The 18,105-nt window shown below is 61.7% G+C and carries 19 protein-coding genes and 3 riboswitches; of the genes, 9 read left to right on the forward strand and 10 right to left on the reverse strand.

All coding sequences use genetic code 11. The features are described from left to right. Positions 1-1,080, reverse strand: a complete 1,080-nt coding sequence (gene cobW, locus P9239_RS01760; protein ID WP_309748789.1) for a cobalamin biosynthesis protein CobW — start codon at positions 1,078-1,080, stop codon at positions 1-3. Between the two features lie 123 nt (positions 1,081-1,203). Further along, positions 1,204-1,453, reverse strand: a riboswitch (cobalamin riboswitch). A gap of 54 nt (positions 1,454-1,507) precedes the next feature. Beyond that, a riboswitch (cobalamin riboswitch) is annotated at positions 1,508-1,753 on the forward strand. An 18-nt stretch (positions 1,754-1,771) separates the two neighbouring features. On the opposite strand from cobW, the gene P9239_RS01765 reads away from it, so the two are divergent. From P9239_RS01765 to P9239_RS01780, 4 genes are read left to right on the forward strand one after another with little or no spacing between them, the layout of a single operon-like run. Then, complete coding sequence (locus P9239_RS01765) at positions 1,772-2,200, forward strand: cobalamin biosynthesis protein (RefSeq protein WP_309748790.1); 429 nt, start codon at positions 1,772-1,774, stop codon at positions 2,198-2,200. 8 nt (positions 2,201-2,208) lie between these two features. Then, the gene (cobO, locus tag P9239_RS01770; RefSeq protein WP_309748791.1) at positions 2,209-2,811 is read left to right on the forward strand and encodes a cob(I)yrinic acid a,c-diamide adenosyltransferase; all 603 of its coding nucleotides are present in this window, start codon (positions 2,209-2,211) and stop codon (positions 2,809-2,811) included. Positions 2,812-2,815: 4 nt separating this feature from the next. Further along, complete coding sequence (locus tag P9239_RS01775) at positions 2,816-4,114, forward strand: cobyrinate a,c-diamide synthase (RefSeq protein WP_309748792.1); 1,299 nt, start codon at positions 2,816-2,818, stop codon at positions 4,112-4,114. Continuing rightward, positions 4,111-4,341: a DUF1289 domain-containing protein gene (locus P9239_RS01780; protein ID WP_309748793.1), complete on the forward strand. Its 231-nt coding sequence runs from the start codon at positions 4,111-4,113 to the stop codon at positions 4,339-4,341. The genes P9239_RS01775 and P9239_RS01780 overlap by 4 nt, the downstream gene beginning before the upstream one ends. Here the strand turns inward: P9239_RS01780 and P9239_RS01785 are convergent. After that, positions 4,338-5,108 carry a CbtA family protein gene (locus P9239_RS01785; protein ID WP_309748794.1) on the reverse strand — a complete coding sequence of 257 codons (771 nt, stop codon included), beginning with the start codon at positions 5,106-5,108 and terminating at the stop codon, positions 4,338-4,340. The genes P9239_RS01780 and P9239_RS01785 overlap by 4 nt on opposite strands. A 9-nt stretch (positions 5,109-5,117) precedes the next feature. Further along, a complete protein-coding gene (locus P9239_RS01790; protein ID WP_309748795.1) occupies positions 5,118-5,354 on the reverse strand; it encodes a CbtB-domain containing protein in 237 nt (78 codons plus the stop codon). Positions 5,355-5,382: 28 nt separating this feature from the next. Beyond that, positions 5,383-5,505: riboswitch (cobalamin riboswitch) on the reverse strand. On the opposite strand from P9239_RS01790, the gene P9239_RS01795 reads away from it, so the two are divergent. The 3 genes from P9239_RS01795 to P9239_RS01805 all read left to right on the forward strand — a co-directional run bounded on the left by P9239_RS01795 (position 5,494) and on the right by P9239_RS01805 (position 6,905). Beyond that, a complete protein-coding gene (locus tag P9239_RS01795; RefSeq protein WP_309748796.1) occupies positions 5,494-6,108 on the forward strand; it encodes a histidine phosphatase family protein in 615 nt (204 codons plus the stop codon). Its footprint overlaps the riboswitch before it by 12 nt. 71 nt (positions 6,109-6,179) lie before the next feature. Continuing rightward, positions 6,180-6,551 carry a DUF1428 domain-containing protein gene (locus tag P9239_RS01800; protein WP_309748797.1) on the forward strand — a complete coding sequence of 124 codons (372 nt, stop codon included), beginning with the start codon at positions 6,180-6,182 and terminating at the stop codon, positions 6,549-6,551. Positions 6,552-6,590: 39 nt separating this feature from the next. After that, complete coding sequence (locus P9239_RS01805; RefSeq protein WP_309748798.1) at positions 6,591-6,905, forward strand: antibiotic biosynthesis monooxygenase; 315 nt, start codon at positions 6,591-6,593, stop codon at positions 6,903-6,905. A 74-nt stretch (positions 6,906-6,979) separates the two neighbouring features. Here P9239_RS01805 and P9239_RS01810 read toward each other — a convergent pair whose 3' ends face one another. Together P9239_RS01810 and lhpI are read right to left on the reverse strand one after the other, a co-directional pair. Next, on the reverse strand, positions 6,980-7,300 hold the full coding sequence (locus P9239_RS01810; RefSeq protein ID WP_309748799.1) for a hypothetical protein: 321 nt from the start codon (positions 7,298-7,300) through the stop codon (positions 6,980-6,982). Between the two features lie 81 nt (positions 7,301-7,381). After that, positions 7,382-8,323, reverse strand: a complete 942-nt coding sequence (lhpI, locus tag P9239_RS01815) for a bifunctional Delta(1)-pyrroline-2-carboxylate/Delta(1)-piperideine-2-carboxylate reductase (protein ID WP_309748800.1) — start codon at positions 8,321-8,323, stop codon at positions 7,382-7,384. Between the two features lie 220 nt (positions 8,324-8,543). Between lhpI and ppk2 the strand changes: the two genes are divergently transcribed. Then, positions 8,544-9,440, forward strand: coding sequence for a polyphosphate kinase 2 (ppk2, locus tag P9239_RS01820; RefSeq protein WP_175941441.1), 897 nt, complete (start codon positions 8,544-8,546; stop codon positions 9,438-9,440). Positions 9,441-9,444: 4 nt separating this feature from the next. On the opposite strand, the gene P9239_RS01825 is transcribed toward ppk2, so the two are convergent. From P9239_RS01825 to P9239_RS01845, 5 genes are all read right to left on the reverse strand, one after another. Next, on the reverse strand, positions 9,445-9,666 hold the full coding sequence (locus P9239_RS01825; protein WP_309748801.1) for a hypothetical protein: 222 nt from the start codon (positions 9,664-9,666) through the stop codon (positions 9,445-9,447). A 145-nt stretch (positions 9,667-9,811) separates the two neighbouring features. Beyond that, positions 9,812-11,302 (reverse strand): efflux transporter outer membrane subunit, encoded by a 1,491-nt coding sequence (locus P9239_RS01830; RefSeq protein WP_309748802.1) that lies wholly within the window; start codon positions 11,300-11,302, stop codon positions 9,812-9,814. Between the two features lie 23 nt (positions 11,303-11,325). Next, positions 11,326-14,526 (reverse strand): efflux RND transporter permease subunit, encoded by a 3,201-nt coding sequence (locus P9239_RS01835; protein WP_309748803.1) that lies wholly within the window; start codon positions 14,524-14,526, stop codon positions 11,326-11,328. A gap of 31 nt (positions 14,527-14,557) precedes the next feature. After that, positions 14,558-15,754 carry an efflux RND transporter periplasmic adaptor subunit gene (locus tag P9239_RS01840; protein ID WP_309748804.1) on the reverse strand — a complete coding sequence of 399 codons (1,197 nt, stop codon included), beginning with the start codon at positions 15,752-15,754 and terminating at the stop codon, positions 14,558-14,560. A gap of 55 nt (positions 15,755-15,809) precedes the next feature. Then, positions 15,810-16,628: an alpha/beta hydrolase gene (locus tag P9239_RS01845; protein WP_309748805.1), complete on the reverse strand. Its 819-nt coding sequence runs from the start codon at positions 16,626-16,628 to the stop codon at positions 15,810-15,812. Positions 16,629-16,843: 215 nt separating this feature from the next. Between P9239_RS01845 and P9239_RS01850 the strand changes: the two genes are divergently transcribed. Then, positions 16,844-17,854: a LysR family transcriptional regulator gene (locus P9239_RS01850; RefSeq protein WP_404980154.1), complete on the forward strand. Its 1,011-nt coding sequence runs from the start codon at positions 16,844-16,846 to the stop codon at positions 17,852-17,854. Positions 17,855-18,105: the final 251 nt, after the last annotated feature.

The following is an 18,105-nucleotide window of genomic DNA, read 5'->3' on the forward strand; positions in this document are numbered from 1 at the left end:
TCAGGCCTGCGCGAGCGCGTTCGCAAGCGCGGCGTTCAACGCCGACTGCAGCGTTTGACGGTCGAGGTCTTCGCCGATGAGCACGAAGCGGCTCGCGGCTTCGCCTTCGTTCCAGCGACGGTCATAGTAGCTGTCGAAGCGCCGCCCGACACCTTGCACCACGAGACGCATTGCAGCACCGGGCAATGCAGCGAAGCCCTTGACGCGGTAAATCGTGTGGTTTTCGACGAGCGTCTGCAACGCGGCAATGGCCTGTTCGCGGGACTCCACTCGCGCTTCCACGACGACTGAATCGAATGCGTCGTGATGATGATCCGCATGACCATCGTCGTCTGCGGAACCATGATGGTCGTGACGAAGATGGATGCTTTCTTCCGACGCCGCTTGCAGGCCGAGCAACGCATGCAGATCCAGCTTGCCCATTTGCGCGGGCACGATCTTCACTTGCTGCGGAATCTCGGGACGCACCAGCGCTTCCACACGGCGCAGCGCATCGGCATCCATGAGGTCAGTCTTATTGACGATCACGAGATCGGCCGAAGACAGTTGATCCTCGAATAGTTCATGCAGCGGCGATTCATGGTCCAGATTCGGGTCGGCCTTGCGTTGCGCTTCGACCGCTGCGGGATTCGCGGCGAACTGTCCGCTCGCGGCGGCAGGGCCATCGACCACCGTGATGACCGCATCCACCGTGAAGGCGTTTTTGATGGACGGCCAGTTGAACGCCTGCACGAGCGGCTTCGGCAGCGCAAGTCCGGACGTCTCGATCAACACATGATCGATGCGCTCGCGACGTTCCAGCAACTGCTCCATCACCGGATAAAACTCTTCCTGCACCGTGCAGCAGAGGCACCCGTTAGCGAGTTCATAGAGATTTCGGTCGGTGGATGCGGCTTCGTCGTCGCAACCGATGCCGCAGCCTTTGAGAATCTCCCCGTCGATGCCGAGCTCGCCGAATTCGTTCACGATCACGGCCAGGCGCATGCCCTGCGCATTCGACATGATGTGGCGCATCAAGGTAGTCTTGCCGCTGCCGAGAAAGCCTGTCACGACCGTAACGGGAATCTTGCGGGTTTGCATCGTCGCTCCGTGGCTCGTGTATGCGTGCGTCGTGCGTCGCGCGATGAAGGCATCGCTAGCGAAACATCTGCGGGGAGACGCGCACGACTGATGGACCGTGGGCCATGCCGCATCCCCGCGGCATAAGCCCTGCGAAAGTCTGGCCGGTATCCGGGCTTGCGACTCGTTGCGCAGCCTTCCTGCCGCAATGGGCAGTGGCCTCGTGCGCAACGCGCGATATCGCGTGAACCGATACCGCCAGTCGCTTACCGTTGCGGGGGCAGCGCAGGTTGGCGTGCGTCCGTTCGTATGATGGAGCGATGCGCTTCCTGCTTCCCGTTTAACTGCGCGCGAAAGAAGCTCGCACGCGGGCACCAGAACTGCGTGCAGTCTAGGCTGCGCGCGAACGAGCGTCAAGGAAGGCGACGCTCGAAACGGGTGCTTGTGGTATCGTTGGCCCGCGACTGGTGCTCGCGCGTTCGCACGAAGCGCGCAGTTAAACGGGAAACAGGAAGCGGCCTCTCAAGACATGAACGACTCGCCAACCTGTGCTGTCCCCGCAACGGTACGCGACCGGCGGCATCAGTCTCCATGATGCCGCGCATTGCGCACAAGGCCACTGCCCGTTCACGGTGGGAAGGCTGCGCGATGAAGGCCGCAAGCCCGGATACCGGCCAGCGCAGGGAACGAAGCGCATCGCTCGAAAGAAGCGATGCATTCGCCGAACGCCGCCATCCGCGAGGGACGCATGGGCGGCGCGAGCCTTTCACCCATTCGTTCGATGATGCCTCCTTGCGCGAGCCAGCGCCGCCTTGCCGTCGGCATCGGCTGCAAACGCGGAGTGAGCGCCGATGCGATCGAAGCCGCCGTCCGCGCGGCGCTCGATAGCGTCGAGTTCCCGTTCGCATGCATTGCGGTGATCGCGAGCATCGACATCAAGCACGATGAAACCGGCTTGCGCGGCTTCTGCGAGCGTCATGGCTTGCCGTTGCGCTTGTATTGCGCCGACGACATCGCGAAGATCTGTGCCGATGGCGTATGCGAGCCGTGCGCGCTGCTTGCGAGCGATGGCGGAAAGCTCGTGGTGCGCAAGACGATCAAGGGTTACGTGACCGTCGCCATCGCAACAATGAAAGCCTGATAAAGCCCATGAAAACCGATACCGAATCGCATCTGCGCATGACGCAGCGTCGCAAGGAAGGCCACGAAAAGAAGCAGGCCGCCGCGGATCACGAGAAGGGTCTCTTAATCGTCAACACGGGTAATGGCAAGGGCAAGACGACGGCGGCGTTCGGCATGGCCGTGCGCGTGCTCGGGCATGGCATGAAGCTCGGCGTCGTTCAATTCATCAAGGGCGCGCTGCATACGTCGGAGCGCGATTTCCTGAGCGCAGTCGCCAATTGCGACTTCGTGACGATGGGCGACGGCTATACGTGGAACACGCAGAACCGCGAGGCCGACATGGCGACTGCACGGAAAGGCTGGAACGAAGCGCGGCGCATGATCGAAAGCGGCGAATATCAGATGGTCGTGCTCGACGAGCTCAACACCGTGCTCAAGTACGAATACTTGCCGCTCGACGAAGTGCTCGACGTGTTGAAGGCGCGTCCCGCCATGCTGCATGTGGTGGTCACGGGCCGCCATGCGCCGGATGCGCTCGTCGACATGGCGGACCTCGTCACGGAGATGCGGCTCGTGAAGCATCCGTATCGCGAGCAAGGCGTGAAAGCGCAACGCGGCGTCGAGTTCTGACGCCATGCCGTCCTGCCCCGCACTCTTCATCGGCGCGAGCGCCTCGCATCAAGGCAAAACCACGGTGACGGCCGCACTTGCGCGCCATCATGCGCGGCGCGGCTTGAACGTGCGCGTGTTCAAGACCGGGCCGGATTTTCTGGACCCGATGATTCTCGAACGCGCGTGCGGATCGCCCGTTTATTCGCTGCATCTGTCGATGGTCGGTCTCGACGCATGTCGTGCTTTGCTTGCACAGGCCGCGCGTGAAGCCGATCTCATTCTGATAGAAGGCGTCATGGGTCTGTTCGATGGCACGCCCAGCAGCGCCGATCTTGCTGCCGCATTCAACGTTCCGGTGCTTGCGGTGATCGGCGCGCATGGCATGGCGCAGACGTTCGGCGCGGTGGCCTTCGGACTCGCGCGTTATCGCGCGGACGTGCCGTTTTATGGCGTGCTCGCCAATCGCGTTGCATCCGCACGGCATGCGCAGATGTTGGCCGAAGCGATTCCAGACGGTCTGCGTTATTGCGGGCATCTCTCCAACGCGGACGACATTGCGCTGCCTGAGCGCCACCTTGGCCTCACGCAAGCGCAAGAAGTCGCGGGACTCGATGCGCGTCTTGATCGCGCCGCCGATGCCATTGCGGCTACAGCGCTTGCCGACATGCCGCCGCCCGTTCACTTCGAGGACGCCGCGCTTGAAGCGCCGCCGCGCCTGCTCGAAGGCCTGCATATCGCAATGGCGCGAGACGCGGCCTTCTCGTTCGTCTATCCGGCTAATGTGGACTTGCTGATCGCAATGGGCGCACACGTCACATCATTTTCGCCGCTAGCCGATGAACCCGCGCCCGACGACGCCGATGCGCTGTATCTTCCCGGCGGCTATCCGGAACTGCATGCGGCCACGCTCGTGTCGAACATGCGCACGCGCGCATCGATCGAAGCGCATGTGGCGCGTCAACGGGCTGTCGTCGCGGAATGCGGCGGCATGTTGTATCTGCTCGACACGCTGACGGATATTCAGGCCACGAAGCACGCGATGCTCGGCCTACTGCCTGGCCACGCCGTCATGCAACGCCGCCTCGCGCGTCTTGCCATGCAGCGGCTCGATACGAAGCACGGCGCACTCACCGGCCATACGTTTCATTACTCCACGCTCGATACACCCATGCAGCCGCATCTGACTTCGAAACATGCAACGACGGGCGCTGAGGGCGAAGGCCTTTATCGCCACGGCCCGATCACAGCCACTTATATGCACGCCTATTGGCCATCGAATCCCGCCGCTGCCGCTGCGTTCTTCCGCTGCGAATCGCTATGACGGTCATCGACCTTTCCTTCACTATTCAGCGTGCGAAATCGCAAGAGCCCGTCGGTTCACCGTGCACCGGCGTATGCAAGATCGACCCCGCGCACGGTCTGTGCGCGGGATGCTTCAGGAGCCGGGAAGAAATCAAGTCGTTCCGGTCGATGGACGATGCCGCGAAGCTCGCGCTATTGGACGTTTTGCCCGGACGGCAAGCGGCACTGTCGCAAGGGAACGCTTAAGCCGTCGCCATGCTCCGCAACGCGGGCCGTTCAAGTTCGCGTGCGGCGAGCGCACCGAAGAGAAGCCCGAGCGTCGTCCAGATGACGACCTGAATGCCGATGGCTGCCACGCGGAAATCCCACAACAGCGACGCGGCGAAACCCGCCGGCACTTCGTCGACGCGCGGCAGCGCGAACTGCACGAGCAGCATCGACGCGATATAGAAAGCGCCCGCGATCATCGTCGCATTCCACTCGCCGCGACGCGCGCGCAAACGCCTTTGCAGCATGACGGCCACTACTGCTGCCGCGATGGACAGTGCCAACATGCCGAAGAACAATGCCGTGCGCGGACCGATAGTCGCCGCGTTGCCGACCGAAGGCGGATTTGGCGGATACTTTAGGAAAGGCACGACTGCAACGCTCAAGAAGCCGAACATCGCGAGCAATGCCGATGTGCCACGCGCGCGCAAGGCGCCGAACCGGCCATAAGCAAAAGCGAATACGAGCGAGAAGATGCCGCCCAGTGCCGTACCGAATACCGCCACAGCCGTGAAGAGGCCGAGGCCTGACTGCGTATCACGGCTCACGAGTTCTTCGTCGCTGTCGTGTGCGTGTGAATGCACTGCGCCTTCGTGATGCTCGTGCTCATGCCCCTGCGCGTGGCCCTCTTCGAAAGCGATCGCACGTGCGACGAACGGCTCACCGATCACCTTGGCAAAGCCGAAGCCGAGCAGGCCCGCGACGAAGCCCGCGATCATGCCGCGTATCAACAAACTGCGGATCATGGCGCGTCCTTAGTGGCAGGGAAAGCCGAGCAAGTGCCGGCCGTCATGCACGAATTCGTGAACGACCATGCCGGAAAAGATGGACGTCGCGCCTTGCTCCGCGCCGACGAAATAAATGGCGATCAACAAAATCAGGCCGATGAACACGGCCCAAGGCAAGACTTCACGCACCGGAATAGGTACGGGTGCATCCAGGGCGGGCGAAACTGAGGCGGCGGCATGCACCGGCGCGTGAGCGACAATCATGATTTTCTCCAGGGAAAAGCGCGTCCCGATAGACGAAAGAGTTTGCAGCGGGGTCTGACTCGCGGACCGTCTTGACGACGAACCCGCTCACAGTGGCGCGACCGTGCCGGGTTTGCACCGGCTTCCTCGCACTGCAAGCTTGCCATTCTATGACGATTGCGGGCAAAGTAAAGCAACGATGCTCCTACTGCCTCATTCATTGAACGCCATTTTTCTCTGCCACGCTGCCACTCACGCTATGAAAGCCGCTCGTTTTCCGACGGGTGACGGGTTGCCCGCACGCGATGACCGTGCGGCGCTCAAGCAACGCTTCGAGAGCTTCGATGGCCGCGTAATAACGAGTCCCGCAGCGGCTGCACGCGCAACCGCCGCGTGGATTACGGAGACGTTCGCCATCAACGACACGTTTCGCGATCTGGACTACGGCCACTGGCGTGGCCATTCGATCCGTGCGGTCACAGAGCGAGATGGAGAAGGCGTGGCCGCATGGTTATCGAATCCCGAAGCGCGCCCTCACGGCGGCGAGAGCATCGCAATGCTTCGTGAGCGCGTCTCAACGGCGCTTTCCGGCCTCGTCCGCGACAATGCGTCTGAGGAGCGGTGCCTGATCGTTACACATGCCATCGTCATGAAAGCCGTGTTGACGCATGTGCAACAGAAGCCGCTCGAATCAATCTTCGCGATGGACTTCGCGCCGCTGTCATCCATATCGCTGGACTATGACCGGACGCGCCGCATCTGGAGCGCGTCCTGAACTTCGTCGCGCGGCGCCAACTCCAACCTAATCGACGGCATGGCGCTGTCGATTCGCTCAAGGAGACTCACATGGCGCACTATGTGGATGGTTTCGTTGTACCGGTGCCCGCGGCAAAGGTAGATGCCTACCGTGTCATGGCTGAGCAGGCGGGCAAGATATGGCTCGAACACGGTGCACTGCAATTCGTCGAGAGCATTGCCGAGGACGTCAACCCGGGAAAACTCACTTCATTCCCGCAAAGCGTGCAACTGAAAGAAGACGAAACAGTGGCGTTCTCGTGGATACTCTATGAATCGCGCGAGCAACGCGACGCGGTCAACGCCAAAGTCATGAATGACCCGCGCCTGAAGGCCATGATGGAAAACGGCGAGCCGCCGTTCGATGCGAAGCGGATGTTCTTCGGCGGCTTTGCGACCATCGTGGAACTGGCGCGCGCCTAAGCATTGGTTTGTTCGGTCACCACGAAGGAAAACATCGACATGTACATCGCCATGAATCGCTTCAAGATCGTGCCGGGCGCGGAAGCCGACTTCGAGCGCCTATGGACGAGCCGCGACACGCATCTGAAGGACGTGCCGGGCTTCGTCGAATTTCATTTGCTCAAGGGTCCGGCGAAGGACGACCACGTGCTCTATTCCAGCCATACGATCTGGGCGAATCAGGCCGCATTCGACGACTGGACACGCTCGGACGCGTTTCGCGCCGCGCATCGCAATGCCGGCGGCGAAACGCGCCAACTTTATCTGGGGCACCCGGAGTTCGAAGGCTTCGAAGTGATTCAGACGCTCAAATAACACGCCTCTTTTACACGTTGATGAAAAAACGTGCTTAATGAAGGTGCGCCTCAAGCGCCCGCAGCTTTCGATTCTCAGGCCTTCGCACCGCGCGCCATGCGCTGCAAGGTCGAAGAATCGATGGCAGCGGCGCATATGCGCACCGCCTCTTTGAGCGTGCGCGGCCTTCCGGCTCCGAACTCCGACTCGAGCATGGCGACGGCACGCACACGCTCTTCGTTGCCGAGCTGTTCGCCAGTTGCCATCTCAAGGACGGAGATGAAATAAGCGGCGGGCGGTGCAGCACGCCCTTGTACGGACGGCGCCGGGGCCCGCGCTTCCGCCAGGTCGCTGGTGTGGGCGGTCCGGTGTACAGCCGGCCACATTACCCGGTCAAAGTCGTTTCGACTGTTCATTGATCTGTTCATTCGCTAAGTGCTTGAGCGCCGACGCGCTAACGTCATCGAGCGAACTTACAGCAAGGCTCGTACCACCTGTCATGCCGCTTCACTGCGGTCAGACAAAACGGCCCGCGCGACCCTGCACGCCGCGAGATCCCAGGCGGCGCAGCCGACCGATTTGAACACCACCGGCTCATCGCGCCTATCCCTCGATGCGAGCGCCGTCGCAAGCGGCCGAACCGTGCTCCAGTCGATGCCCGCCAGAATGAAGTCTCCCGCTTCGTGACGCGCGCCTGCCAGATCATCAACGTACAAAGCGCTGGCTCGAACGGTCGGCGCCGCGATCTCGGCGGCATCGGCAGTGAAGGCGCCGACGCCGATCACCAGTCGCGCCATATCGGCCGGCTGCGCGTACACCGGCGTTTTGCTCGTGGTCGCCGCAATGACGACGTCGACGGAAGCGGGAATAGCCGACTCCTCTAGCGCAACCATGTTCGACGAAAGTGCGGCATGGTCCGCGCAGAACGCACTCGCACGCCCCGCACGCGAGCCGCTAATCAACACGCGCGTGTCCGGATAGAGACTCGCGAGCGCCTCCACATGCGACGCAGCCTGTTTCCCCGTGCCTATCACGAGCACCTCGCGCGGAACGTGGTTTGCCAGCGTGCGTATGGCAAGCATCGAAACCGCGGCGGTCCGCCGGCCCGTGACGGTCGGACCGTCGAGCATGAACTGCGGCACGCCTGTCGTCGCGTCGAAAGCAGTGACTTGCCCGTGAATGGTCGGCAGGCCGCGCGCGCCGTTGCCGGGGCACACGTTGACGAGTTTGTGCATGGCGATGTCGGCGGCGGTCGCGGGCATCGAAAGCATCACGCCGCCCTGCGCGAGCGGGACGACCATGCGCTCGGGACTTACGATGCGACCGGCGGCATAATCGAGCATCGTAGCGGCGAGCGTGTCGGTCAGCCGGTCATAAGGCAGAAGGTGCGCAGTTTGCGTCGCGTCGAAAAGAGGGATTGCGCTGGAAGTGTCGGTCATCGTCCGTTTCGCTCATGAATGGGTGTGCGTGCCATCGTGACGCCGACCATTCTAAAGTTTGCGGCGGACGTGTCATAAAACGCGCGGCTTCCTTCAAATAGCTCGTGACGCACGGAGCCGGTGTCATATGACTGCCACGCGAGATCGTCATCATCGGCCGGTTGGCGCCGCCCGCACAGTGCGCCTGAAGACAGGCCATAGCCCGCAGATGGAGTCTTAGATGACCACGACGGATAAGCAGCGCCGCTTTCACGCCGATTTGATCGACAGCTACGACGAAGAGTTCGAGATGGAGATCGACGATCGCTTTCTCGACGGCGAAGCGGCGTTTTCCGACGAGGAGCGGCAGCTTCGCAAGACCTATTTCCGCGAGTTATTTCGGCTGCAAGGCGAATTGGTCAAGCTGCAGGACTGGGTGGTCCACACGGGACACCGGCTCGTTGTGATCTTCGAAGGGCGCGATGCTGCCGGCAAGGGCGGTGCGATCAAACGCATCACGCAGCGGCTGAATCCGCGCGTGTGCCGCGTGGCCGCACTGCCCGCGCCGAACAACCGCGAGCGCACCCAATGGTATTTCCAGCGCTACGTCTCGCATTTGCCTGCGGGCGGCGAGATCGTCTTGTTCGACCGAAGCTGGTACAACCGCGCGGGCGTGGAGCGCGTCATGCACTTCTGCACCGACGAGGAGTATGAAGAATTCTTTCGCTCGGTGCCCGAGTTCGAGAAGATGCTCGTGCGCAGCGGCATCCAGATCATCAAGTACTGGTTCTCGATTACCGACGACGAACAGGAAGTGCGCTTCCAGGCGCGCATTGAAGATCCGCTGAAGCAGTGGAAGCTAAGTCCAATGGATCTGGAGAGCCGCCGCCGCTGGGAAGCGTACACGGCTGCGAAGGAAGTCATGCTGCAACGCTCGCATATTCCCGAAGCGCCGTGGTGGGTCGTGCAGGCCGTCGATAAGAAGCGCGCGCGCCTGAACTGCATCCATCACTTGTTGAGTCAGGTGCCGTACCACGAGATCGAGCACCCGCAGATCACGCTGCCCGAGCGTGTGTTCAATCCCGATTACTTGCGTCAGCCGGTGCCGGAATCGATGTATGTTCCCGAAGTGTATTGATGGCTCAGCAGCAGTGACGGCAGGCGATGCGTTCCACCGCCGCGCCGTCATGCTGACGCCGTGCCGCCTGATACACGAAACGATAGACGTGCTGCGAGCCTCTGAGCAGCATCACGAATGCGACTTGCGCGAGGTTGAAGTCCAGCGACACCATCAGGCGCGTTAGAAGAAGCAGCGGCAGCACTACTGACGGTTGATACAGTTGTCTTTCGATCAAAGCTCTCATTGCACGCTCCCGTTCCCATACTTCAAATTCTAAGGATCGCGTCGCGTGGGATAAATGGGCGGCAAATGAAGACATATGTTCCGGGCGGCGAACAATCGGCTGCATGGAAAAAGCCCCGCTTCAAGCGGGGCTTTGTACGTTGGCGTTACTTCTGCGCAAGGCTCGGTTCAGGCACGGGCGCAGGCACCGCATCGCCCCAGCCGCCGCCTAAAGCGCGAACGAGATTGACGGTCGAAACCGCTTGTGCCCCAGCAAGCTGAACCGCCGCACGCTGCGATTGCAGCACCGTGCGCTCGGCGTCGATGACATCGAGATAGTTCACCGCGCCTTCCGTGTATTGCGTGCGCGAGAGTTGCGCCGCGCGTACCGACGCGTTCACCGCATCCGCTTGCGTGGCCGTCTGCGTTTCGAGAATGCGCAAGTCCGACAAATTGTCTTCGACCTCACGGAACGCCACGAGCACTTGCTGGCGATAGTTCGCTACGTCCTCTTCGTAGATGGCGCGCGCATTCGCAAGATTGCCCTTGCGACGTCCGCCATCGAAGATCGGCAGGTTCAGCATCGTGCCGGCGAACGGTCCCAGCAAGAACGTGCGGCTCGACCAGTTGAAGAGATCGCCGAGCGTGGCGGACTCGAAGCCGCCCGATGCCGTCAGGTTGAGCGACGGAAAGAACGCCGCCTTCGCCACGCCGATGCGCGCATTCGCTGCCGCCATCGACCGCTCCGCTGCCGCAATGTCCGGACGACGCTCCAGCAAGGAAGACGGCAAGCCGGGCGGCACGTGTATGGTGAGGGGCTTGAGCGGATTCGCGGCCATTGGAAACTCCGCGGGCGTCTTGCCGAGCAGCACGGCGAGACTATGCTCGGAGGCGGCGCGTAGCCGCTGCACGGTCATGGCATCGGAACGCGCGGTCGCAAGCTCCGACTTCGCGCGCGCCACGTCGAGTTCGCTGATGTCGCCTTCAGTGAAACGTCGCTCTGCAAGCTTCAGGGCTTCCTCACGCAGCGTCACGGTGCGCGTGTACACGTTTAGCTCCGCATCGCGCTCGCGCAACTCGAAGTAGTTCTGTGCGACGTCTGCCTGCAAAGCAAGCTGCACCGAACGGAACAACGCTTCGCTTTGCTGCGTGTCCGCGTTCGCGGCCTGCACGGAGTTGGACACACGCCCGAACAGATCCACTTCATAGGACACGCTGGCCTGCGCGCGCCACAACGTCTGCGCCGGAACGTTGGCGTTCGGCGGCAGCAATTGCGATGCGGGCGAGAGCTTCTCGCGGGTCGGACCGAAGCCCGCGTCGAGCGTCGGGAAAAGCCCTGCACGCGCGGTCTGATTGATCGCTCGTGCTTCCTTCACGCGCGCGGCCGCCGCCTTCAGGTTCTGGTTCGCATCCTGCGCCTGACGTTCCAGATCGTTGAGCGTGGCGTCGTCGAATAGCGCCCACCACTCGCCGCGCATCATTTCTTCCGAAGGCTGCGCCGTCTTCCACGTTCCCGCTTCCGACGGCGACAGCGTCGGCGTTTCTTTATAGGCGCTCGGTGCGTTCACGTCCGGCCTTTCATAAGTCGGCGCAAGCGAACACCCGGCGACCACCAGCAACGCGCTCATCAGCGCGGGCAATCCCAGCCATCTTTTCATTGGCGTCTTGTTCATCATCGACCTCATTGCGCCTCGTATGAAGCACCGATACCGCGCATCTGCGGATGCGTGCCATGCTTGTCCGTCACATGTTCGGTGCGGCTCAGCTTGCGCAGAATCACATAGAACACGGGCGTCAACATCAGGCCGAAGAGCGTCACGCCCAACATGCCGAAGAACACCGCGACGCCCATTGCGTGACGCATTTCCGATCCCGCGCCCGAAGACAGCACGAGCGGCACCACGCCCATGATGAACGCGATGGACGTCATCAAGATCGGACGCAAACGCAAACGGCTTGCTTCGATTGCGGCCTGCACGATGGAACGTCCCTGCATTTCCAGCTCGCGTGCAAACTCGACGATCAGAATCGCGTTCTTCGCGGACAAGCCCACGAGCACCATCAAGCCGATCTGCGTGAAGATGTTGTTGTCGCCGTCGGTGAGCCATACGCCGAGCAACGCGGACAAGATGCTCATCGGCACGATGAGAATGACGGCGAGCGGCAGCGTCAGGCTTTCATACAACGCGGCGAGCACGAGGAACACGAGCAGCACGCTGATCGGGAACACCCACAGCGCCGCGTTGCCCGCGAGGATCTGCTGATACGTGAGATCGGTCCATTCGAACTTGATCCCGCGCGGCAGCACTTCCGCCGCGATGCGTTCGGCCGCTGCCTGCGCCTGTCCCGATGAATAACCCGGCGCGGGGCCGCCGTTGATGTCGGCTGCCGTATAGCCGTTGTAGCGCACGACCATTTCCGGCCCATACGTCGGCGAGACTTTCACGAGCGACGACAATGGCACCATGTCGCCATTCGCGTTGCGCGTCTTCAGCAAGCCGATATCTTCGGGATTCGCGCGGAACGGCGCATCCGCTTGCACGCGCACCTGATACACGCGGCCAAAGCGATTGAAGTCGTTCACGTAGAGCGAGCCGAGATAGACCTGCATCGTGTCGAACACGTCAGTCACGGAAACGCCCAGCTGCTTCGCCTTCACGCGGTCCAGATCCACGTTCAATTGAGGCACGTTGATCTGATAGCTGGAGAACGTCGGCCCCAGTTCCGGCGTTTGCGATGCGCGCTTGATGAAGGCTTGCGTTGCATCGGCGAGTGCGGCATAGCCGAGTGCGCCGCGGTCTTCGAGCTGCATCTTGAAGCCGCCGAGCGTGCCTAAGCCGAGCACCGGCGGCGGCGGAAACACGGCGATGAACGAGCCTTTGATGCCGGCGTATTTCTGATTGAGCGCGCCCGCGATTGCATTGGCGGAAAGCGCCTTGTCATGCACGCGGTCCTTGAAGGGCTTAAGCGTTACGAACACGATGCCCGCGCTCGACGAATTGGTGAAGCCGTTCACCGACAAGCCCGGGAACTCCACCGCGCTTTCCACGCCCGGCTGCTTCAACGCAATGGCGCTCATCTCGCGAATCACGCCTTCCGTGCGATCCAGCGATGCGCCGTTCGGCAACTGCGCGAAGCTGATCAGATACTCCTTGTCCTGCGCGGGCACGAAGCCGCCCGGCACGATCTTGCCCATCAAGACGGCGCCCGCGAGCAGCACCGCATAGAGAACCATCATGACGGCCTTGCGGTTGATGACGCCCTTCACGCCCTTGCTGTAGGACTCGGAGCCACGATGAAACACCGCGTTGAAACGCCGGAAGAAGCCACCGAAAATGCGATCCATGCCGCGCGTGAGCCAGTCCTTCGGCTCATCGTGACCCTTGAGCAGCAGCGCGGCGAGTGCGGGCGACAGCGTCAGCGAGTTGAACGCGGAGATCACCGTCGAGATGGCGATGGTCATCGCAAACTGCTTGTAGAACTGGCCCGTCAGACCCGACATGAATGCGAGCGGCACGAACACGGCCACGAGCGTCAGCGCGATCGCGATGATCGGCCCGCTCACCTCGCGCATGGCCTGATACGTGGCCTCTCTCGCGGATAAGCCCGCTTCGATGTTGCGTTCCACATTCTCGACCACGACGATGGCATCGTCCACGACGATACCGATGGCGAGCACCATGCCGAAGAGCGAGAGCGCGTTGATCGAGAAACCGAACGCGAGCAACAGCGAAAACGTGCCCACGATCGATACCGGCACTGCGAGAAGCGGAATGATCGACGCACGCCACGTCTGCAAGAACACGATCACCACGAGCACGACGAGCGCAATCGCTTCGGCGAGCGTATGTATGACGGCTTCGATACTCGAGCGCACGAACTGCGTCGGGTCATAGACGATCTGGTATTCGAGGCCCGCAGGCATGTCCGCCTGCAGTTCCTTCATCGTCTTGCGCACTTCGTCGGAGATCTGCAGTGAGTTCGCGCCCGGTTGTTGGTTAATCGCGATCGCCACTGCGGACTTGTTATCGAGCAACGAGCGCAAGCCATATTCGGATGCCGCGAGTTCGACACGCGCGACATCGCCGAGATGCGTGACCGCGCCGTCGGGCGACGTCTTCAGCACGATATCGCGGAACTCCGACTCGTTCTGCAGGCGTCCGCGCGCATTCACGTTGAGTTGCAGCGGCACGTTAGGCAGCGTGGGCGATCCGCCGATCACGCCTGCCGCAACCTGCACGTTCTGCTCGCGAATGGCGTTGGCTACATCGGTCGCGGTGAGGCCGCGCTGCGCGACTTTTTGCGGATCGAGCCATACACGCATCGAGTAATCGCCCGAGCCCCACAGTTGCACTTCGCCCACGCCGGCAATGCGTTCCAGCCGGTCCTTCACGTTGATCAGCGCGTAGTTGCGCAGATACGTCATGTCGTAACGGCCGTTAGGCGAGTTCAGGTGAACCACCATCGTGAGCGTAGGAGACGACTTGATCGTCGTGACGCCGAGCCGCTGCACGTCTTGCGGAAGACGCGGCAACGCCTGATTCACGCGGTTCTGCACGAGCTGCGTGTTCTTGTCCGGGTCGGTGCCGAGCTTGAACGTGACCGTGGTCGTGAGGTTGCCGTCGCTATTCGCCTGCGACTGCATGTAGAGCATGTCCTCTACGCCGTTGATCTGCTCCTCGAGCGGCGAAGCGACGGTCTCCGCGATCACCTTCGGATTCGCGCCGGGATACTGCGCATGCACGACGACCGAAGGCGGCACGACTTCCGGGTACTCGGAAATCGGCAGCCTGAACATCGCGATGATGCCGGCCAGCAAAACGATCACCGATAGCACGCCCGCAAAAATCGGGCGGTCGATGAAGAATTTGGATATGTTCATGACGGGTTCTGTTCGTTACGAATGACGCGCATCACTGTGCCGATGCCGTCTTCACCACGGGCGCATCGCCGCTGTTATTCATGGCGACGGCGTTGACCTTCACGACATCGTTCGGACGCACACGCTGCAAGCCGTTCACGACAATGCGCTCGCCGGGCGCGAGTCCCTTCGAGATGACGCGCAAGCCGTCATGCGTCTGGCCGAGCGTCACTTCGCGGTATTGCACGCGGCTGTCCTTGTCCACGACCATCACGTACTTCTTGTCCTGATCGGTGCCGATGGCGGCATCGTCCACGAGCACGGCCGGATGTGGCGTCCCTCCGCCCACCTTGATGCGCGCATAAAGCCCCGGCACGAGCGAGCCATCCGGATTGTTGAAGCGCGCACGCACGCGGATGGTGCCGGACGTCGTGTCGAGCCGGTTATCGACCGAATCGACGACGCCTTCGCGCGAATAGCCGTCTTCGTTGGCAAGACCGAGCGAGACCGGCACGGTGCTGCCCGCATCGCGGCCCAGATAACGCAGGTACGTTTGCTCGTCCACATCGAACGATGCATAGATGGGCGACACGGAAACGAGCGTCGTGAGAAGCGGCGCGTTCGCGCCCGTCGAGACGATGTTCCCGACAGTCAGCTCCGCGCGCGACACGCGGCCCGACACGGGCGCGACGATATGCGTGTACGCGAGATTGATCTTCGCGGCTTCGAGCGCGGCCTGCGCGGCCTTCAGGTTCGCGACGGCTTCGCGCGCGGCGTTCTGCTTCTCGTCGTAGTCGCGCTTGGCGATGGCGTTGTCGGAGAGCAGACGTTCCGCGCGCGCGGCATCCGTCGATGTATAGCCGTTGCGCGCCTGCGCCGCCGCGAGTTGCGCCTGTGCGCGATCGACCTCGGCCTCATAGGGACGCGGATCGATGGTGAAGAGCGGATCGCCCTTCTTCACCAGCGCGCCGTCCTTGAAATGCACCGCGACGATCGTGCCGGGCACGAGCGGGCGAATGTCCACGTGATTCACCGCTTCTAGCCTGCCGGAATAGCTTTGCCAATCGGTGATGGTCTTCGACACGACGGTCGCCACGTCGACTTCGGTGGCGGTCGGGGCGTGTGCCGCGGCGTGCGCTTCATTGATGGCCGCGTCGCCGTGGCCGCGCCAGGCGGTATAGCCGCCCGCGCCTGCGATGATCAGCGTCGCGCCTAGCGCGGCGTAGATGCGTTTGCGAGTGAACATCATGATGGAAAGCTCCGGTTGCGTTGAGTTCGTATTGTTGTGGTGCGTGGCTTTGCGCTTATGTGGTGCGCGCAAGCCGTTTCCTGAAGAACGCGACGACATCGTTCAATGCCGCGGAATGCGCGGCGAGCGCCTGATGCGATGCCTTGCAGTGGCGCGTGACTTCGGTCGGCACGCCGGCGGCAATCAATTCGGCCGCGTATTTCTCGGCTTCGATATGCAGAAGGTCATGCTCCGCGCTCGCGATCAATGCAGGAGGCAGGCCAGCGAGACGGCGCGATTCGAGCGGCGCGGCATAAGGATGCAAACGTTGCGACGGATTCGGCAGATACGCGCGATAGCATCGCGCGCATTCACTCAGTTCGAGATCGGGACACAGCACCTTGCGCTCGTCGGCCACGCGCGTCATGCTCGGATCGAGCAACGGCGCCAAGAGCACTTGCGCGGACATGCGGATGTCACCTCGGTCGCGCGCAATGGCGGCCACGCAAGTAGCGAGATTGCCGCCTGCATCGTGACCCGCTACGCCCATGCGCTGCGGGTCCGCGCGCTGTCCGCGTGCATGAGCGACTGCCCATTGCGCCGCACGATAACCGTCTTCGGGCGCGGCGGGAAAGGGAAACGCGGGCGCGAGCGAATAGCCGACCGACACGACCCACGCCGGTGTATCGCGTGCGATGGTCGAGGCCGCGATATCGGCGTCATTCAAATCGCCGTGTGTAAAACCACCGCCATGAAAGTAGAGCACGATGGGCAGCACGGTGCCGTCCGACGCCGGGCGATAGCTGCGCAGCACGATGGGCTGGACGTGCCCCGCGATGCGCACCTCTTCGATGCACAGTCTCGGACGTGACTCCTGATCCAGCAGTGTTGCCATGGTTATTCCGTTGCACGGCCTTGATAACAAAGCCTTAGCGCATGAGTTGCGATGGTGCGAATTCTGGAGTCCACGCCTTTTTAGATAAATGCCTATAATCCGGCAACACAATTCGGTCGCACCGAACAATCGTGGCAACTGTGGCTAGGCCGCGCAGCGATCTTTTTTAGCCACCGCTTAATTCCTCGCTCACTCAGCATCGAAGGTACGAGAACATGGATCGGCTACAAGCAATGCAGGTCTTTACCCGCGTCGTCGACACGAATAGCTTTTCGCGGGCGGCGGATACGCTGAATCTGCCGCGCGCTTCGGTGACGACGATCATTCAAAACCTGGAAGCGTTTCTCAACGTGCGTCTGCTTCAGCGCACGACGCGCAGGCTCAATCTCACGCCCGACGGCGCCGCGTATTACGAGCGTTGCGTGCGCATTCTCGCGGACATCGAAGAAGCGGAGAGCACCTTCTCGAATAACGGCAAAGGTCCGCACGGCAAGTTGCGCGTGGACATGCCCGGCGCAATCGGGCGTCTCATCGTCATGCCGCAGCTATGCGATTTCCACACGCGCTACCCGGATATCGAGTTGATGATGGGTTTCGGCGACAAGCCCGTGGATCTCATTCAGGAAGGCGTCGATTGCGTGATTCGCGTGGGCACGCTGCAGGATTCGAGTCTTGTGGCGCGGCGCATCGGCGTGTTTCAGGGCGTGACGGTGGCAAGCCCGCAATATCTCGAACGTCATGGCACGCCCCGAACGCTCGATGATTTGCAAAACCATACGGCAGTGAATTATTTCTCGAGCCGCACGGGCCGCATCATGGACATGGACTTCGTCGTGGACGATGAAACCATCGAAGTGAAGATGCGCGGCATGATCGCGGTGAACGATGCCGAAGCGTATCTGAGTTGCGGGCTGAAGGGCGTCGGCATCGTGCAGGTAGCGCGTTTCATGGCGCTGCCTTATCTGCGCTCGGGCGAGCTGGTCGAAGTGCTGCCGCAATGGAATCCGCTGCCGATGCCTATTTCCGCGGTCTATCCGCACAATCGGCATTTGTCGCCGAAAGTGCGTGTCTTTGTCGATTGGGTGGCGGAGCTGTTCGAGCGTTGCCCGCTGCTGCAAGGCCAGAGAGATGCGGAAGAGCGTTGCCTGCCGACGAGCACCGCATCGCCGATGATCGTGCGTCACGGCACGCCCGAAGTGGCAGGCACGGCGGACGTCGTCGTCTAACGCAATCGCTGTTGTTCTCTTTTCTCGAATGCTTTCCATCGCCATGATGGAAAGCATTGTTCTCTTTCCCCACGCGCTTACATGACGACGCCGCAAGCGATTATTCGCTGACGTCGATAAATCTATTCGCAGATCGGGCATTTATCCGCGGGCACCACGCGACTACATTTCGTCCTGCCACGACGCATCGCTCAACGAATGCAATGCGCCGTATCCCGATGCTTAAGGAATGGATCGAAAGGAGTCGCAAC

Source organism: Caballeronia sp. LZ062 (assembly GCF_031450785.1).
Taxonomy (GTDB): Bacteria; Pseudomonadota; Gammaproteobacteria; order Burkholderiales; family Burkholderiaceae; genus Caballeronia.

What these genes read in the sequence shown, in the direction of transcription:
- P9239_RS01790 (WP_309748795.1), bottom strand. Translation starts at nt 5,354, where the DNA reads ATGATTGTCGCTCACGCGCCGGTGCATGCCGCCGCCTCAGTTTCGCCC.
- lhpI (WP_309748800.1), bottom strand. Translation starts at nt 8,323, where the DNA reads ATGACCGACACTTCCAGCGCAATCCCTCTTTTCGACGCGACGCAAACT.
- cobO (WP_309748791.1), top strand. Translation starts at nt 2,209, where the DNA reads ATGAAAACCGATACCGAATCGCATCTGCGCATGACGCAGCGTCGCAAG.
- cobW (WP_309748789.1), bottom strand. Translation starts at nt 1,080, where the DNA reads ATGCAAACCCGCAAGATTCCCGTTACGGTCGTGACAGGCTTTCTCGGC.
- P9239_RS01830 (WP_309748802.1), bottom strand. Translation starts at nt 11,302, where the DNA reads ATGAAAAGATGGCTGGGATTGCCCGCGCTGATGAGCGCGTTGCTGGTG.
- P9239_RS01845 (WP_309748805.1), bottom strand. Translation starts at nt 16,628, where the DNA reads ATGGCAACACTGCTGGATCAGGAGTCACGTCCGAGACTGTGCATCGAA.
- P9239_RS01765 (WP_309748790.1), top strand. Translation starts at nt 1,772, where the DNA reads ATGCATTCGCCGAACGCCGCCATCCGCGAGGGACGCATGGGCGGCGCG.
- P9239_RS01775 (WP_309748792.1), top strand. Translation starts at nt 2,816, where the DNA reads ATGCCGTCCTGCCCCGCACTCTTCATCGGCGCGAGCGCCTCGCATCAA.
- ppk2 (WP_175941441.1), top strand. Translation starts at nt 8,544, where the DNA reads ATGACCACGACGGATAAGCAGCGCCGCTTTCACGCCGATTTGATCGAC.
- P9239_RS01840 (WP_309748804.1), bottom strand. Translation starts at nt 15,754, where the DNA reads ATGATGTTCACTCGCAAACGCATCTACGCCGCGCTAGGCGCGACGCTG.
- P9239_RS01850 (WP_404980154.1), top strand. Translation starts at nt 16,844, where the DNA reads ATGGATCGGCTACAAGCAATGCAGGTCTTTACCCGCGTCGTCGACACG.
- P9239_RS01835 (WP_309748803.1), bottom strand. Translation starts at nt 14,526, where the DNA reads ATGAACATATCCAAATTCTTCATCGACCGCCCGATTTTTGCGGGCGTG.
- P9239_RS01780 (WP_309748793.1), top strand. Translation starts at nt 4,111, where the DNA reads ATGACGGTCATCGACCTTTCCTTCACTATTCAGCGTGCGAAATCGCAA.
- P9239_RS01805 (WP_309748798.1), top strand. Translation starts at nt 6,591, where the DNA reads ATGTACATCGCCATGAATCGCTTCAAGATCGTGCCGGGCGCGGAAGCC.
- P9239_RS01810 (WP_309748799.1), bottom strand. Translation starts at nt 7,300, where the DNA reads ATGAACAGTCGAAACGACTTTGACCGGGTAATGTGGCCGGCTGTACAC.
- P9239_RS01785 (WP_309748794.1), bottom strand. Translation starts at nt 5,108, where the DNA reads ATGATCCGCAGTTTGTTGATACGCGGCATGATCGCGGGCTTCGTCGCG.
- P9239_RS01825 (WP_309748801.1), bottom strand. Translation starts at nt 9,666, where the DNA reads ATGAGAGCTTTGATCGAAAGACAACTGTATCAACCGTCAGTAGTGCTG.
- P9239_RS01800 (WP_309748797.1), top strand. Translation starts at nt 6,180, where the DNA reads ATGGCGCACTATGTGGATGGTTTCGTTGTACCGGTGCCCGCGGCAAAG.